The organism is Tunturibacter psychrotolerans, from assembly GCF_040359615.1.
In the GTDB taxonomy this organism is placed as follows: Bacteria; Acidobacteriota; Terriglobia; order Terriglobales; family Acidobacteriaceae; genus Edaphobacter; species Edaphobacter psychrotolerans.
On record NZ_CP132942.1, the window covers coordinates 5,037,933 to 5,052,237 of the forward strand.

A 14,305-nucleotide genomic window follows, 5' to 3' on the forward strand; every position below is an offset into this window, starting at 1 on the left:
TCGATTTTGAGATGCAGGCAATCGTGCGAAAGTACGAGCCCTCCTAAGCGCCCAGGATCTCGCGGCAATCCGCCACAAACTGACTGGGCTGAAAACTATCCGATCGATACACGTTCTCAGCCACCTTCTTCAGCGAGGCTCGATGCTCTGTCAGAAATAGAATCTTCGCGCCCGGCCACCTCGCACGCAGCCTCTCAGCAATAGAAGCCTGCTCCTCTTCGCTGAGCGAATGTCCAAGAACTCCAAGTTCGACTGCGGGTTCTAGCGGCAAAGAATCAATCTGGTCTCGCGAACATGCCGATATGACAGCGAACCCCGCCTGTTTGAGCACCAGCAAGCGAGTCTGCAGAAGCGCCGCGTCGTTGCCACACACCATAATTCGTCGGGACAAGGTATGTAGGACCCCCAGGCCAGAGCTGCGAAAGTTCTAGAAGTCTACTTCGTCTCCAGAATGTCGCGCAACAGACATATAAGTCTATACATCTCAAGGGTTATCGACTGCATCAATAGAACCCAAGGCTTTGGCCATACGCTAATCCCGCGGCTGGAAATAGGCAACAATGAGAGACCCTGACACCAACACATCTCAGCCAACCAACGACGCATTTCTCCGCAAGGCAGCAAATCACGCCGAAGCTCTCTCGAACCTCATCTATCTGATCTGCGAAGAAGCCGAGCACCCTGCGAAGGTCCGCCACTATGCCGGCCCCTCCGAACAGAGCCTTCAGGGGCTGACTCAACTTCTACTCGAACAACGCCACCCACAATAAATCGAACACGCATACGACGCCAGGACGAAGCGTATCCGGGTCGTCCAGTCAGCACTGGAGAAATCTATGGCAAGAGACATCATCAAATTTTCGATTGGACTTTAAAGATGTCAATTGATTTGCCGTTCTCCAACGACCCGGCTTAGACTGTGCTTACCCAGCTCCGGACTAAGAGCCCGTCCCCTGTTGTGAAGCGAAGATGAGGACAACAACAAAACTGTAGTTCTGCAAGCACTCCTTCAGACGAAATGAAAAAGCTTCTCTTGGGTTTCCCGTTTCCTCTCGCGAATTCTCGTACATCGACAGTAATAATTGCTCACGATCAAAGCATTAATCACTTGCGTAATTCGGAGTTCAGACTATAGCCATGTCCTCATCGCCATCGCTCAGTGGGCTCAGCACGGATAGGGAGATGTGGCCGATCCTTACGGAGGCCGAGATAGATCGTGCGCGACCGTATGGACGGACGCGCCGAACCGAGCTTGGCGAGATTCTGTATCGGCCGGGAGAGGTGGGCAGGCCGTGCTTCCTTGTCTTATCAGGCTACCTGGAGATCGTTCAGCCAACTGTTTACGGCGAACGACTGGTCGCGCACATGTGCGCAGGAATGTTCACCGGCGAGGCGGGCTCGATCGCAGGGCAGCGAACCGTAGTGCAGGGCCGAGTGATAGAAGCAGGTGAGATCCTGGAGATTCGCCCTGATGAGCTTCGCGCTCTTGTGGCGCGCGATGCTGGTCTGAGTGAGACCCTTTTGCGCGCGTTCATGTTGCGCAGGCTTATGCTGATCAATCGGCAGTTGGGCAATGTCTGTGTCATTGGCTCACGACACTCTTCAGACACGCTGCGTATTCGGGAGTTTCTAGCCCGAAATGGTCATCCGTATACTTTTATCGACCTGGATGCGGACGATACTGCCCGGGATCTTCTCGACCGCTTTTCAATCGCTATCTCTGAGGTCCCGATAGTGATCGGCAACGGGACGATGGTTTTGCGCAATCCGACAACGTCACAGTTGGCCGACTGCCTCGGACTTAACGACAATATCCATACCGGCCTGCTGCACGACCTCATCATCGTGGGCGCTGGGCCGGCGGGTCTGGCAGCGGCGGTGTACGGAGCCTCGGAAGGATTGGATACTCTTCTGATTGAAAGCCATGCGCCCGGGGGGCAGGCGGGCTCCAGTTCAAAGATAGAAAATTATCTGGGATTTGCAACCGGGGTCTCCGGGCAGGATCTCGCTACGAACGCAACCAAGCAGGCACAGAAGTTTGGGGCGAAGATGGCGTTGGCACGTGCGATTGTTGAACTTCGATGCCACCGTCGTCCCTACGAACTCGTCAGGGACGATGGAACTGTCTTCTTCGGACGGACCATTGTCATTGCGACTGGCGCCCGCTACAACAAGCCAGCCGCAGTCCCCCTGGACCGCTACGCGGGTCGCGGAGTTCACTACGGCGCGACCTACATCGAGGCCCAACTGTGTGAGCACGAAGAGGTCATTGTGGTGGGCGGCGGCAACTCCGCCGGTCAAGCCGTGGTCTACCTCTCGCAGACAGCACGCAAGGTGTACATGCTTGTGCGAGCGTGCGACCTGGCTGAATCGATGTCGCGGTATCTCATTCAACGCATCTCCGGGAATCCGTCCATCGAGTTGCTTTGCAACTCCGAACTATGCGGTCTTGAAGGCGAGAACATCCTCGAAAAAGTGAGTTGGATTGACAAGCTGACCGGACAGGTCCGTTCGGTCCCAACGCGTCACCTCTTCATCATGACCGGCGCCTCCCCGAACACTGACTGGCTGCAGGGCAGTGTGGCTCTCGATGAGAAGGGCTTTATTCTCACAGGGCGCGATCTGCCAGCGGCAATTGATCCTGCTCGGAATTCTACGTGGCCTATTTCGCGCTCACCCTTCATGCTTGAGAGCAGCCTGCCAGGAGTGTTCGCAGTGGGCGACGTCCGGGCTGGAAGCGTCAAGCGCGTGGCCTCGGCCGTTGGTGAAGGATCTACTTCCGTGAGTCTGGTGCATCGAGCTCTCGCAGAGCTTTAGTGGACCGGACGCTAGTGCTGGCGAGTTACAGCGACCGATGACGAAAGCTAGCTCGCCATCGGTCGCCAATAATCGCCTGTCAGATAGTGCGATCGTAGAGTTGCTGCTGGTAACTCTTGACCCATTCTTCCGACGAAGGAGGAAAGATGTTGAGAAACTTCCCCTCGCGAGAAGGAATCACTTCAATCATCTTTGCGATCATGTCTTTTGGATCGAGTCTTCCCTCTGGTTTACCAAGCAGCCCGTCAACCACTTTCTTGAAGGCGTCACGCTTGATGAAGTTCACGTCATCGTTGAGCCAGCGAAGACCGGCTTCAACCACAGTCTCGTTGAAACCGGTAAGGTAGGGTCCGGGATTGATGGTTTGGACCTGAATTCCAAAGGGTTTCAACTCCTCGTACATCGCTTCAGCGATAGATTGCACAGCATGCTTGCTCGCGGCATATGCGGGAATCGGCGGGACCGTGAGAAGTCCAACAACTGAGGACGTGAATACCACCTTTCCCTTAACGCCCGTGGCCACCCAGTTCCTCACCACGCGCTGGGTAAAATCCAAGGCCGAGAAGACATTCGTTTCGAAATTCTCTCGCACCAGATCAACGGGAATCTCGGACATAGGCCCTCCCTCACCAATGCCCGCGTTATTCACCAGAATGTCGAACTTGAATTTGAGCGCGTGCGCCACATCATACTTGTCGAGCAGATCCAACTTCTCGACTCGCAGTGTTTTCAGGCCGAGCGAGCTGCTTTTTTCCCGCAGAGCAGTCACTTGTGGCCAGCTCTGAACAGCCGCTATTACGTTGTGACCTTTCTGCGCCAATCCCAGAGCGGTTCCTTCACCAAATCCGGAGCCTGCTCCCGTGATCAATATCTCCTGCATATAAGTGATCTCCCTTTTCTTGTAGTTAGCCTTTCAACGCCGATTGACCGCTTTGAGCGACTGCATAATCTTGAGCCGACGTTCCCCCCGACACACCGATGCTCCCGATCGTGTGCCCATCGACATTCTTAAAGGGGATTCCGCCGGCAAACGTCACGAGGTGGCCATTGGTAAGCTCAAGTCCATGCGCATCTCCCCCTGCTTTGCTGTAGTTGTCGACGGTTTGCGTCTCCATTTCGAAAAGCGCAGATGTCTTCGCTTTCATTAGCGCCACATCGATCACTCCAAGCCATGCTCCGTCCATGCGATGAAATGCTTTCAAGTGGCCTCCCGAATCAAGGATTGCAATGCAAACTGAAACCCCGAGTTCTTTCGCCTTCAGTATGGAAGCCTTCAAGACCCGCTCCGCTTGCTCTGCCGTAATCTGCATCCTCGCTGCTCCTTTGGGTTCAACTAGACGCCTTGGCCCCGCCGCAACGCTCCACGAGCGCGCCGTTCACGCAATCAGGCTCCATCACAAAGATTTGAACTTCAATGCGGCTACGAGAGAGATGCCTGAGCAGGCTGCGTTGATTCCCTCCCCCATGCATTTCGCAAAGTCTTCCCTGGTCGATCCCATAAGAACAATCAGAACGTCTCAAAAGCGTGAAAATACTCCTGGCTCGACAGGCCAAACTAACATGGCCAGCAAGGCAAGTACCCTTTGGGCGTTTCAAAATTTCGATGAAATCGGAATGACTTTTACTCCGCCACATAACGCTGTTTGAGCGGGGACCGTTCGCCTTCAGTTTTGTCCAGAAGGTCGAGAACATATCCATGCCCGTCGTGGTGTTCGGCAGCTTGTATCAGGAGCGAACGGAACGCCTGTAAGAGGTTGGTATAGTAGCGGAGCGGGTATGCCATGCGACGTCGCTCCGTCCTGCTCTTGTCGAGTCTGGTCACGCTATCTTCTGCGGCAATCCATGCCCAGGATCTGTCGCCGCGAGCCTACGTCATCACGCCCATCCACACCAACGCAGTCATCCTTACCTGGGCCTTCTTTGATGGAGGTGTGGACTTCAACGGAACAGTGCCCATATCAGGCGCAACCGGATCCTACAACGTCCCGATCTTCAGCCTCTACCATACCTTGAACTTTTTCGGACGTTCCGCCAATCTCACGGCGTCATTGCCGTACGCCGTTGGAAACTTCACCGGACAAGTGCTCGGCGAACAGCAAACGCTCTATCGCTCCGGTCTATTGGATACGTCCCTTCGATTTTCAGTAAACCTGAAGGGCGGTCCCGCAATGACGCCGCAGGTGTTCTCGAAATGGAAGCAAAAGACATTGATCGGCCTAAGCGTAAAGATCATTGCTCCGACCGGGCAATATGACCCGACGAAGCTCGTGAATTGGGGCATCAATCGCTGGGCCTTCAAACCGGAGCTAGGCTATTCAAAACGCTGGAACCACTGGGTTCTCGACGGTTACGGTGGAGCGTGGTTCTACACCACCAATTCCGCGTCCTTCGCTTTACCTACACCTCAGCCTCAAACCGAAGCACCGATCGGTTCCTTGGAAGGCCACTTAAGCTATGACCTGAAGCCGCGCTATTGGATATCGCTCGATGGCAACTTCTGGCTTGGCGGTGTCACAACCCTCAACGGCATCAAGAATTTGCAGACCAGACAGACCGGCTCCCGCATCGGAGGTACAGCCTCCGTCCCGCTCGGCAAGCACCAATCCATAAAGATCAACTATAGCGACGGCACATACATCCGCTTCGGCGGGAACTATCAGAACGTCTCAATAGCGTGGCAATACTCCTGGCTCGGCAGGCCCAACTAACAGGGGGCGCTTCCGGCATCGAAGCTTGCCGTCTGAATCTTGCTATCCAATCTCATGGTTCCTCCACGCGGTGCTCCATTAAATTTGCTCCGCCACGCTATCACTGCTCCTCCTCAGCTGTTATCGTCAAAATTGACAAGTCTGCGGCGCTCTGCTCGCCCGACACCGCATCCCGATGTCGCACGGAAATGACCGGCCCGGTGCCGATTTCTTCTCGCCGGCTAGCCACGATAAAGCACCTGCGATCTTCAACATAAGCTGAGTAACAAACGCGCACGACCCTCCCTTCGTCTAAAGAATGATGAATGCCTGAACCTTTCAGCAAGTCTGCCGCATCTTTTTTAGTAGACCGTCGCCAAGGGCTAATCTGAATGCGCTTCCGCCGACTTTTCTTGACCCTCATTCTAGGTGTCGCTCCGATCACCGCGTTAGGCCAACGGGCCGTCGCGAACGGACCGCAGCGCGGAAGCATCAGCGGCGACGTGACCGATGTCGACGGCCTCGTGATCCCCGACGCCACAATCACCCTCGATGAACCATCTTCAAGCGACTCTCAGACCGTCACCGCGAACGAGACAGGATTCTTCGTCCTTAAAAACATCGACCCGACCATCCCTCACAAGATTGTCATAAAGGCGAATGGGTTCGGCGATTGGACCGCGCCTCCCGTCACAATCAGCCCCGGCCAGCAGTTCGAACTAACTGACATCAAACTCAAAGCGGCAGTCGTCGAAACCACAGTAACGGCCGTCACAATGGAGCAGCTCGCCATCGAACAGACGAAGGACGCAGAGAAGCAACGCGTCTTCGGCATCATTCCCAACTTCTACGTCTCCTACGAGAAGAACCCCGTCCCGCTCACCTCGAAGCTGAAGTTTGAACTTGCCTTCAAAGCCGGCACTGATATCGCCAGCATCGCCGGCGACCTCTTCATTGCAGGACTCAATCAGGCGGCCGACACTCCCGACTACCAGCAAGGTTGGAAGGGATATGGCCAACGCTTCGGTGCCGCTTATGCTGACAGCTTCTCTAACATCATGATCGGCGGTGGCCTTCTGCCGTCGGTTCTCCATCAGGACCCGCGCTACTTCTATCAGGGCACCGGCACGGGCAAATCTCGCGCGCTCCACGCGATATCAGCCCCATTCATCTGCAGGGGAGACAACGGCCATCAGCAGGTTAATTTTTCAAGCATGGGCGGCGATCTGATCGCGTCTTCCCTCGCGAATACCTACTATCCGAATAGCAATCGTGGACCAGGTCTGGTCTTCTCCACCTTTTTCATCAACACCGGTGGTCGAATCGCCAACGCCTTGGTACAGGAGTTCGTCCTGCGCAAGCACACATCCAACTCGGACAAAGGAAACTAACCGGGCAGACGTACCGCATATCTGCCTTGAACGATAGAATGGGCTTCCCAAAGGAGCACCCATGTCTGTCGCCGCCACACCACCCTTCACGCTCGAGATCGAAGATCGCGGCACCCTGGCCGTCGTACACTGTCGCGGCAAACTGCTGGCTGGTTTCACCGAGCTCCTCTACGTGCCCGTCTCACAGCTCCTCCCCACCCACCCACGCCTCATCCTCGACCTCTCAGACCTCACCCACATGGACAGCATGGGACTCGGCACACTCGTCCGTATCTACGTCTCTGCCCGCACTAAGGGCTGCGAGCTCGAGCTGCGCCACATCGGCAAAAAGGTTCGAGACCTGCTCATCATGACCAACTTGCTCCCGGCCTTCACCATCGTCGGAGAACGCGACATAAGAATGTGACACGGGAGGCTCTCGTGGTCTACCCTGACGGCACATGAGGGACGACCGTTTTTGTCAAAGATAACGACAACTAAACCTCAATTCCCTTGTTCATAACTGCAACGCTAGTTTCTCTCAGGAGCAAACACAATGCGCACAAAACCATCCATTCGAAATCTTTTACTCGGCTTCCTGTTAGCAGTCATCTCCTCGACTGCCTTCGCTCAGATCGGCATCTCCGTCTCCTTCGGACCACCCGCACTCCCCGTCTACACGCAGCCCCTCTGCCCAGGCGACGGCTACATCTGGACCCCCGGCTACTGGGCCTGGGACGCCGACTACGGCGACTACTACTGGGTCCCAGGCACCTGGGTTCTCGCTCCCGAGGTCGGCTATCTTTGGACCCCCGGCTGGTGGGGTTGGGGCGGCAGCGGATTCCTCTTCCATCAGGGCTACTGGGGCTCGCAGGTCGGCTTCTACGGCGGAATCAGCTACGGCTTCGGCTACTTCGGCAACGGCTACGAGGGAGGCCGATGGGACGGTGGACACTTCTTCTATAACCGCACCGTCAACAACATAAACGTCACCAACATTCACAACACCTACAACACCACCATCGTCCACAACACCACTGTCATTAACCGCGTCAGCTACAACGGCGGCAACGGCGGCATCGAAGCACGTGCCACCTCACAAGAAGAAGCCGCAGAGCGCGAACGCCACATCGCACCCGTCGCCGCTCAGGAGCAACACCTCCAGGCAGCGCGTTCGAACCCACAGCTCCGCGCTTCAACCAATCAGGGCAAGCCTCCAATCGCCGCAACCGCGAGACCCGGCGAGTTTAGCGGCCACGACGTAGTCGCCGCTCACGAAGCAGGTGCACCCTATCATTCAGACAATCGTCCCGACCCAAACACTCGCCCAAACGCAGTATCTCAACCGGCGAACTTTAACCACGCAAGCGAGGTGCAACCGCACCAGTCGCCCGGGTCGCCCAACACCGGAAACCCCAAACTCGATCAGAAGTATCAGCAACAGCAAGACAAGCTGATCGCAAAACAAAACCAGGAGCACCAGCAGCTTCAGCAAAGACAAGACGCTGAGCATCAGCGAGCTACGCAGCAGGCTGCAAACGACGAGCGAAAACAGCAGATGGAGCAACAGCACCAACAGCAGACTCAGCAAATGGAACAGCGGCACACCGCGCAACAGCAACAGCTGCAACAACGCCAGCCAGAGAACCACGGCGCAGAGAACCACGGCGGGGAACATCCACGATAACCAGATGTAAGTGAATAGCTGCACTGCATCCCACGGTGTTCACTCATGCGGCTTCATCGCATGAGTGAGCATTCGTGCAGTAGCATGCGTCTCTTACGCTCCAACCCTCAGCCAACCCACGTGCTAAACTCCTCCCGTGCACCGGCAACAATCCACTCCAGGAGCATCCAAATGAACCCTCGGAGACCCTCCCGCCACCTCACCCTTTGCACCGCATCCCTCTTCCTCATCGGTGTCTCAGCTTTGCCTGGCCAACTCGCCGACATCCCCATCAAACCGGGACTCTGGAATACTCAGGTCGTCGCAAAGATCGGCCTCAATGACAATGACAACGAACCCATCGTGAGCCAGGCCTGCTTCACCGCCGGAACCACCATCAGCAGTTATCTCGCCGCCATGACCAAGTCCGCGCCTAACGTCCAGTGCACCATCTCCAACAAGGTCCAGACCGGCAACCACATCGCCTTCGACACCACCTGCACCAGCCCCAACGCCACCTCAAAGTCTCACTCCGACTTCCAGCTCGCCGACTCCGAACACTTCACCGGCTCGAGCCACTCCACAGTCGTCGGCACCTCCCACGACCATCCCATCAACATGGAGATGAGCAAAACCTTCACCGCAAAGTTTCTCTCCTCCAACTGCGGCGACGTCAAACCCCTTACCAACCAATCCATCCCCCAGAAATAAATCCAACAGCGCGATCGCAGACTCTCAATATCGATTGTCTATCTTTCACACTTCTGTGAAGAGCCGGATGTAAACTCTGCACGTGTTGGCGGTACATCAGATATCAGCACCGAGGGGAGATTCATATGCACTTATTGAGAGATGTCTTAGCGCAAGCTCAGAAAAACGGAGTAGCAGTCGGTCACTTCAACGTCTCCGACTTGGTTCTGTTGAAGGCGGTCTTCGCTGCCGCGCAAAAACTGAACGTTCCCGTCATCGTCGGAGCTTCAGAAGGCGAACGCGAGTTTTTAGGAACGCGTCAGCTCGGCGCTCTCGTGCGTAGCATCCGCGAGGAGTCCGACTTCCCGATCTTCCTCAACGCAGATCACACCCACTCGCTTGCGAAAGCCATCGAAGCAGCCAAAGCCGGCTTCGACTCCATCGTCTTCGACCTCTCCGCTCTGCCGTTCGAAGAAAATGTCCGCCAAACCAAAGAAGCCGTCGAAACCCTCAAAGCGATCAACCCCGCCATCCTCATCGAAGGCGAGATCGGCGACATCGGCACCGGCTCCGAGATACACGACAAAGCCCCCGACCTGACCCGCGGCCTCACCTCTCCCGAACAGGCAAAACAATACGTCGACGCCACCGGAATCGACATCCTCGCCCCTGCCGTAGGCAACATGCACGGCATGCTCAAGAGCATGATCCACGGCGAAACAACCAAGCACCTCGACATTCCAAGAATTGCCGAGATCAAAAAGGCCGTCAAAACCTTCATCACCCTCCACGGCGGATCGGCAACCAACGATGCAGACTTCCGCAAGGCAATCGCCGCCGGCATCAACATCATCCACATCAACACCGAGCTCCGCGTTGCATGGCGCCGTGGCCTCGAAGAAGGCCTAGCCAAAAACCCGGACGAAGTCGTCCCCTACAAAATCCTGCCCTCGGCAGTCGAATCAGTGAAACAGGTAGTCCTCTCTCGTTTGAGCCTGTTCAATAACCTGACTCACTAACGAGCAGCAGAGGTTCAATAGAGCAACAGCGAAACCCGCCAGCGCTCCCGACGCTCACGCAGTGTCTCGCTCCAAAACTGGAAGCCCGAAAAATAAATCCCCAAATCTGGCGCATTTTTCACCACCGAAAAAGTGACTGCCAAAACACCACGTTTACCACGCATTCCACCACGTTCTCGCCACCAAAAAACCACATCCAAACACGCCTTTTTCGAAAAACACCCAGCAAAAACACCAGAATCTCCCGCCAGAAAAAATAGTGCGACACACCACATTTCGAACCGTCGACGACAGCACAACGTCTATTCCGCCTCGCCTCCAGTCTCAGTCCATTCCACAGACTCCGTCCACGGATACGCCCGCATCTCCGCCGCCAACGCATTCAAGACATTGGCATCGTGCGTAGGCGACTCCAAAATCACCTGGATAATCGAGTGGTCCGTATCTTCCACCCTCTCAGCGTGCGTCTTTCGCAACACCAGGGAAGTTTCAGCGATCGCGCGAGTCAACTCATACTCCGCCTCCACCTGATGTTCCATATCGCAGACAAGCCTCAATCGGTAAAGCGAATGCGTCTCCACCACCGCCAGAGAACGTCGATCGATAAACCGCGACAGCGGACGCAGCACCGAATTGATCGCAATCAACAAAGCCGCTACAAACGCGGCTTCGAACACCTTTCCTGCACCGGCATACGCTCCCACAGCCGCAGAGCACCACAGTGTCGCGGCTGTGTTCAACCCGCGCACATTCCCACCGTCTTTCATGATGGCGCCCGCGCCGAGAAACCCTACGCCAGATACCACGTATGCGATCACCTGCGTCGTTCCCGGCGCAATCGTCACTCCTAGATCTACGAAAGCCGCCGCCCCAAAACAGACCAATGTATTGGTACGCAATCCTGCCGCGCGCTGTCTCCACTGTCGCTCAGCACCCACACAAGCGCCAAGAGTCAACGCCGACAGGAGCCGCCCAAAAGTCGTTTGCCCCAGGGAGCTCACCACCGCAGAGTGCCAGGAAAAATGATTTGCTATCACGCAGCCAATACTACGTCACACACTCAAGGGAGGCATCCCATCCACGGTCGCCAGGCAACCATCTGCGGTGGTCCAATCCCTGAGTTTTTTCTTGAGACATCCGTCGAGTTTGAGCATAAAGTGTTGAAGACAAACAACCCGCAGCAAAAGAAACGGGTCTGACACCTAAGACCCCGGATGTGAGCCGCGGGTAACGATCGGACACCACTCCGCTTGTCTGTCAGGCAACTCCACACGGGCCCCAATTCAAAACAATAAGGAGAAACGCGAATGTTCATCATTTGGTGGATCATCGTAGGCCTCATCGCTGGCTTCCTCACCGGCAAGCTCATGAAGGGCAGCGGTTACGGCGCAATCGGAGATATAGTCATCGGCATCATTGGAGCCGTCGTTGGCGGCTTTATCATGCAGAAACTTGGCTTTGCCGGTTCCGGTGGCCTCATCTACACCGTCATCGTAGCCATCATCGGAGCAGTCCTTCTTACCTTGCTCCTGCGCCTGGTAACCGGAAACAAAGCTCGAAACCTCTAACTCCAGCCGCACTGACTGGCGAAGACGCCTGGCATTCTACCGCCCCCACATCTCAATGTCGGAGATGTGGGCACCTGCGCTTGGAGCCCAAACCGTTCCCTCTCCCCCAAAGGATGTATCGCCCAAACCCAGTACGCGGTATGAAGCTAATCCCATGAGCTTCTATAAAGGCATGTTCCTGGCGATCTTTACCTGCCTCGCCACATATTCCCGCGCACAAGACTGCCTGAGTAATCTGCCCCAGTCTGTCAGGTCGGCCGTCGAGCAGGACAACTGGACGATCGTGCAACCGCAGGATCTCTCAGGCAACGATCCTCAAGTCTTCAGGGTCAATCATCCAGGCGAATGCCCGGGAGTAACTGCTGGAAACTTCTACCCCAAAGGAAAGTCGTCGTTTCTAGTGGCGACGATCCAGCGGGACGATCAGAAAAACCCGATTGAGAAACTCACCCTCGTTTTCTTCAAAAAAGATCTTCCCGTCACCGCAGTCGTCGTCCCTCCCACACAGGTCGCAGACCCCTTCGTCGTCTGGAAACTCCGGCCCGGTCACTACCAGGACCTATACGGCACCAAAACCACGATCTCCCGAGAGTCCTTCGTTTACGAAAAACTCGTAGGCCCTGCAAAGCAGTTCTACTACGATGGCACCCACCTGAAATCCTTTGTGATCTCGAGATAGCAATCATTCCTGCTTCCGAAAATTGTCAATGGACATGAGGCATGTCGTCATTCATCGAGAAGACATCCTTAAAGTCGCTCTCATAGGGGAAGACATGGATCATCCAGGTAAACATGTAGGGGTGAAAGATCCCACCCTCCGCCTCACAGGCCTCTTTCGTGTTGATGGAGCCGAACATGCCGAACTTCGGATGGGCGGATTGGTAGTCCTTCACCCGGTCTGCAGGAGCCTCGCAGAAGTTAGTATGCTCATGCCAGCGCGCGACACTGAGCGGAATGCGGTTGTTTAGGTCCTCTTCGGTTGCGTTTGGCCGCGCCGTATACATCACGCCCTCTAGTTTGTACTGCTGATAAGGAGTTCTACGGTAAAGCAGCGAGGTTGGCTTGGTTGGGTCGAAGCGGAGGTCAGCATCCCGAGCATTGGCCTCTTTATTGAAGTGATACTGCGGCTGTTCGAGCTTCGGGTTCGCGATCACATATCCATCGGCTAGAGCCTTTCGATAGTCTTTGTAACGCTCCATGGTCGCCTTGGCTTCGGCCACTATTTCTTTCGCCCTCGCCTCATCGCCCGGCTGCTTCGGCCGCACCGGAGTAATGGTCATGTGACCGGCCATGGCAGCCATACTCGGACCCATATTTTTCATATCAGCCATATCGTTCATGTTGCCTTTGCCGCCACTACTCATGTTCATTCCGGCCATGCTGTCCTTCTGCTGGTCCTGTTGCGATGCGTGTCCCGGCAATACGGTCAGTAATACCGCTTCGCAGACCAATCCCGCCAAGATGATGCAACGAGTGTGAAACATCTCCGCCCCGTTCGTGGCTACCGAAACAGCCTCGACACCATTGATTCACCATTCAACCTCGGGTACCAGATCCACCTCGGCGACGTTTGACATAGCCACTGCAACGTCAAAAAACCGTTGCTACTCCCATGGTTCCCAAAACCATATTCGAAAAGTCACAAAAGGTCCGCAAAGACGTGACGAGTTTGTGCGCGACGAAGTCTCGAAGATGAGTATCGATCCTCTCGCGGCGCGGTCTCGCCAGCCCCACTGTTTGGGGAGGCAAACGGTATTGGCTAAACCTGGGTTTCATCTGAATTCAGAGGAAGAATTTGCCTGCGGCTTTAGCCATCGACAGCAATGCACGGAAAATTAGCGACAAACGCTTATTCTTTGTAGACCAGCCGGGGCCCGCTAACCTGCTGTACTTTCAGATCCACATCGACCTCAACGCGGTCGGCGATCTTCACAAACGGGATCCCGCTCGTCATGCCATAATCCTTGCGATCGAACGCCATTGCACCTTTGATAACGCCCGCGCCAGTGCCCTTGCCCGTAACCGTCAGTTTCAACGTCTCAGGTCGGGAGACACCCCGAATGGAGAAATTCCCCATGATGTCAAAAGAGTTCGGGCTAGTCTGCACGACCTTCGTTGACCGGAATTCGATCGTCGGATCCTGCTCGACGTTGAAAAAATCCTTACTCTTCAGCTTGCCGTCCTTTACACCGCTTCCAGTGTTCACTGTAGCTGCGGCAATCTTGATATCCAGAACAGCTGTCGTTACATCCGAAGAGCTAAACGTCAGACTGGCATCCCACTTGTCGAATTTTCCGACGAGAGCGACTGAGGCCTTAACATAAAATTTGATCGCACTGCCCTCTGGAGTCGTTTTGAAGACAGGAACCTGTGCCCGGCTTGGCAACGGCAGCAAGACGATTGCTGCAAGACTGAGAATAGATAGTCGCATGGAGCTTGAGTTTGAACGTTCCCCGCTACGGTGTCAACAGAAGAGGTAACCAAACGA

The 14,305-nt window shown here is 55.3% G+C and carries 18 protein-coding genes; 10 read left to right on the forward strand and 8 right to left on the reverse strand.

What is annotated here, in order from left to right:
• Window positions 1-43: 43 nt before the first annotated feature.
• A complete protein-coding gene (locus RBB77_RS21250) occupies window positions 44-391 on the reverse strand; it encodes a hypothetical protein (protein ID WP_353063701.1) in 348 nt (115 codons plus the stop codon).
• A gap of 169 nt (window positions 392-560) precedes the next feature.
• Here RBB77_RS21250 and RBB77_RS21255 point away from each other — a divergent pair, with 169 nt between their 5' ends.
• Window positions 561-770, forward strand: coding sequence for a hypothetical protein (locus tag RBB77_RS21255; RefSeq protein WP_353063702.1), 210 nt, complete (start codon window positions 561-563; stop codon window positions 768-770).
• A gap of 412 nt (window positions 771-1,182) precedes the next feature.
• Window positions 1,183-2,817: an FAD-dependent oxidoreductase gene (locus RBB77_RS21260; RefSeq protein ID WP_353063703.1), complete on the forward strand. Its 1,635-nt coding sequence runs from the start codon at window positions 1,183-1,185 to the stop codon at window positions 2,815-2,817.
• Window positions 2,818-2,896: 79 nt separating this feature from the next.
• On the opposite strand, the gene RBB77_RS21265 is transcribed toward RBB77_RS21260, so the two are convergent.
• From RBB77_RS21265 to RBB77_RS21275, 3 genes are all read right to left on the reverse strand, one after another.
• Window positions 2,897-3,697, reverse strand: coding sequence for an SDR family oxidoreductase (locus RBB77_RS21265; protein ID WP_353063704.1), 801 nt, complete (start codon window positions 3,695-3,697; stop codon window positions 2,897-2,899).
• Between the two features lie 25 nt (window positions 3,698-3,722).
• The gene (locus tag RBB77_RS21270; protein WP_353063705.1) at window positions 3,723-4,127 is read right to left on the reverse strand and encodes a GlcG/HbpS family heme-binding protein; all 405 of its coding nucleotides are present in this window, start codon (window positions 4,125-4,127) and stop codon (window positions 3,723-3,725) included.
• A gap of 311 nt (window positions 4,128-4,438) precedes the next feature.
• A complete protein-coding gene (locus RBB77_RS21275) occupies window positions 4,439-4,600 on the reverse strand; it encodes a hypothetical protein (protein WP_353063706.1) in 162 nt (53 codons plus the stop codon).
• Here RBB77_RS21275 and RBB77_RS21280 point away from each other — a divergent pair.
• The 6 genes from RBB77_RS21280 to RBB77_RS21305 all read left to right on the forward strand — a co-directional run bounded on the left by RBB77_RS21280 (window position 4,599) and on the right by RBB77_RS21305 (window position 10,249).
• The gene (locus tag RBB77_RS21280; RefSeq protein WP_353063707.1) at window positions 4,599-5,525 is read left to right on the forward strand and encodes a transporter; all 927 of its coding nucleotides are present in this window, start codon (window positions 4,599-4,601) and stop codon (window positions 5,523-5,525) included. The genes RBB77_RS21275 and RBB77_RS21280 overlap by 2 nt on opposite strands.
• A gap of 392 nt (window positions 5,526-5,917) precedes the next feature.
• Entirely contained in the window at window positions 5,918-6,895 is a 978-nt protein-coding gene (locus RBB77_RS21285) for a carboxypeptidase-like regulatory domain-containing protein (RefSeq protein ID WP_353063708.1), read from the forward strand.
• 61 nt (window positions 6,896-6,956) lie between these two features.
• A complete protein-coding gene (locus RBB77_RS21290; protein ID WP_353063709.1) occupies window positions 6,957-7,301 on the forward strand; it encodes an STAS domain-containing protein in 345 nt (114 codons plus the stop codon).
• Window positions 7,302-7,430: 129 nt separating this feature from the next.
• Window positions 7,431-8,561 (forward strand): YXWGXW repeat-containing protein, encoded by a 1,131-nt coding sequence (locus RBB77_RS21295; RefSeq protein ID WP_353063710.1) that lies wholly within the window; start codon window positions 7,431-7,433, stop codon window positions 8,559-8,561.
• Between the two features lie 171 nt (window positions 8,562-8,732).
• Window positions 8,733-9,251: a DUF3617 domain-containing protein gene (locus tag RBB77_RS21300; RefSeq protein ID WP_353063711.1), complete on the forward strand. Its 519-nt coding sequence runs from the start codon at window positions 8,733-8,735 to the stop codon at window positions 9,249-9,251.
• 125 nt (window positions 9,252-9,376) lie between these two features.
• Complete coding sequence (locus RBB77_RS21305; RefSeq protein ID WP_353063712.1) at window positions 9,377-10,249, forward strand: class II fructose-bisphosphate aldolase; 873 nt, start codon at window positions 9,377-9,379, stop codon at window positions 10,247-10,249.
• A gap of 14 nt (window positions 10,250-10,263) precedes the next feature.
• On the opposite strand, the gene RBB77_RS21310 is transcribed toward RBB77_RS21305, so the two are convergent.
• Entirely contained in the window at window positions 10,264-10,524 is a 261-nt protein-coding gene (locus RBB77_RS21310) for a hypothetical protein (RefSeq protein WP_353063713.1), read from the reverse strand.
• 27 nt (window positions 10,525-10,551) lie between these two features.
• On the reverse strand, window positions 10,552-11,286 hold the full coding sequence (locus tag RBB77_RS21315) for an MgtC/SapB family protein (RefSeq protein WP_434557085.1): 735 nt from the start codon (window positions 11,284-11,286) through the stop codon (window positions 10,552-10,554).
• 270 nt (window positions 11,287-11,556) lie between these two features.
• On the opposite strand from RBB77_RS21315, the gene RBB77_RS21320 reads away from it, so the two are divergent.
• Together RBB77_RS21320 and RBB77_RS21325 are read left to right on the forward strand one after the other, a co-directional pair.
• Window positions 11,557-11,817 (forward strand): GlsB/YeaQ/YmgE family stress response membrane protein, encoded by a 261-nt coding sequence (locus RBB77_RS21320; RefSeq protein WP_353063714.1) that lies wholly within the window; start codon window positions 11,557-11,559, stop codon window positions 11,815-11,817.
• A gap of 154 nt (window positions 11,818-11,971) precedes the next feature.
• Window positions 11,972-12,496, forward strand: coding sequence for a hypothetical protein (locus tag RBB77_RS21325; RefSeq protein WP_353063715.1), 525 nt, complete (start codon window positions 11,972-11,974; stop codon window positions 12,494-12,496).
• A 25-nt stretch (window positions 12,497-12,521) separates the two neighbouring features.
• Here RBB77_RS21325 and RBB77_RS21330 read toward each other — a convergent pair whose 3' ends face one another.
• Both RBB77_RS21330 and RBB77_RS21335 read right to left on the reverse strand, forming a co-directional pair.
• Window positions 12,522-13,301 (reverse strand): hypothetical protein, encoded by a 780-nt coding sequence (locus RBB77_RS21330; protein ID WP_353063716.1) that lies wholly within the window; start codon window positions 13,299-13,301, stop codon window positions 12,522-12,524.
• 365 nt (window positions 13,302-13,666) lie between these two features.
• A complete protein-coding gene (locus tag RBB77_RS21335; protein ID WP_353063717.1) occupies window positions 13,667-14,248 on the reverse strand; it encodes a YceI family protein in 582 nt (193 codons plus the stop codon).
• Between the last annotated feature and the right edge of the window lie 57 nt (window positions 14,249-14,305).

Bases quoted from the DNA above. Each gene is read 5' to 3' on its own strand.
- RBB77_RS21255 (WP_353063702.1), top strand. From the start codon at position 561: ATGAGAGACCCTGACACCAACACATCTCAGCCAACCAACGACGCATTT.
- RBB77_RS21260 (WP_353063703.1), top strand. From the start codon at position 1,183: ATGTGGCCGATCCTTACGGAGGCCGAGATAGATCGTGCGCGACCGTAT.
- RBB77_RS21265 (WP_353063704.1), bottom strand. From the start codon at position 3,697: ATGCAGGAGATATTGATCACGGGAGCAGGCTCCGGATTTGGTGAAGGA.
- RBB77_RS21270 (WP_353063705.1), bottom strand. From the start codon at position 4,127: ATGCAGATTACGGCAGAGCAAGCGGAGCGGGTCTTGAAGGCTTCCATA.
- RBB77_RS21280 (WP_353063707.1), top strand. From the start codon at position 4,599: ATGCGACGTCGCTCCGTCCTGCTCTTGTCGAGTCTGGTCACGCTATCT.
- RBB77_RS21275 (WP_353063706.1), bottom strand. From the start codon at position 4,600: ATGGCATACCCGCTCCGCTACTATACCAACCTCTTACAGGCGTTCCGT.
- RBB77_RS21290 (WP_353063709.1), top strand. From the start codon at position 6,957: ATGTCTGTCGCCGCCACACCACCCTTCACGCTCGAGATCGAAGATCGC.
- RBB77_RS21295 (WP_353063710.1), top strand. From the start codon at position 7,431: ATGCGCACAAAACCATCCATTCGAAATCTTTTACTCGGCTTCCTGTTA.
- RBB77_RS21300 (WP_353063711.1), top strand. From the start codon at position 8,733: ATGAACCCTCGGAGACCCTCCCGCCACCTCACCCTTTGCACCGCATCC.
- RBB77_RS21305 (WP_353063712.1), top strand. From the start codon at position 9,377: ATGCACTTATTGAGAGATGTCTTAGCGCAAGCTCAGAAAAACGGAGTA.
- RBB77_RS21310 (WP_353063713.1), bottom strand. From the start codon at position 10,524: ATGTGGTGTGTCGCACTATTTTTTCTGGCGGGAGATTCTGGTGTTTTT.
- RBB77_RS21320 (WP_353063714.1), top strand. From the start codon at position 11,557: ATGTTCATCATTTGGTGGATCATCGTAGGCCTCATCGCTGGCTTCCTC.
- RBB77_RS21325 (WP_353063715.1), top strand. From the start codon at position 11,972: ATGAGCTTCTATAAAGGCATGTTCCTGGCGATCTTTACCTGCCTCGCC.
- RBB77_RS21330 (WP_353063716.1), bottom strand. From the start codon at position 13,301: ATGTTTCACACTCGTTGCATCATCTTGGCGGGATTGGTCTGCGAAGCG.
- RBB77_RS21335 (WP_353063717.1), bottom strand. From the start codon at position 14,248: ATGCGACTATCTATTCTCAGTCTTGCAGCAATCGTCTTGCTGCCGTTG.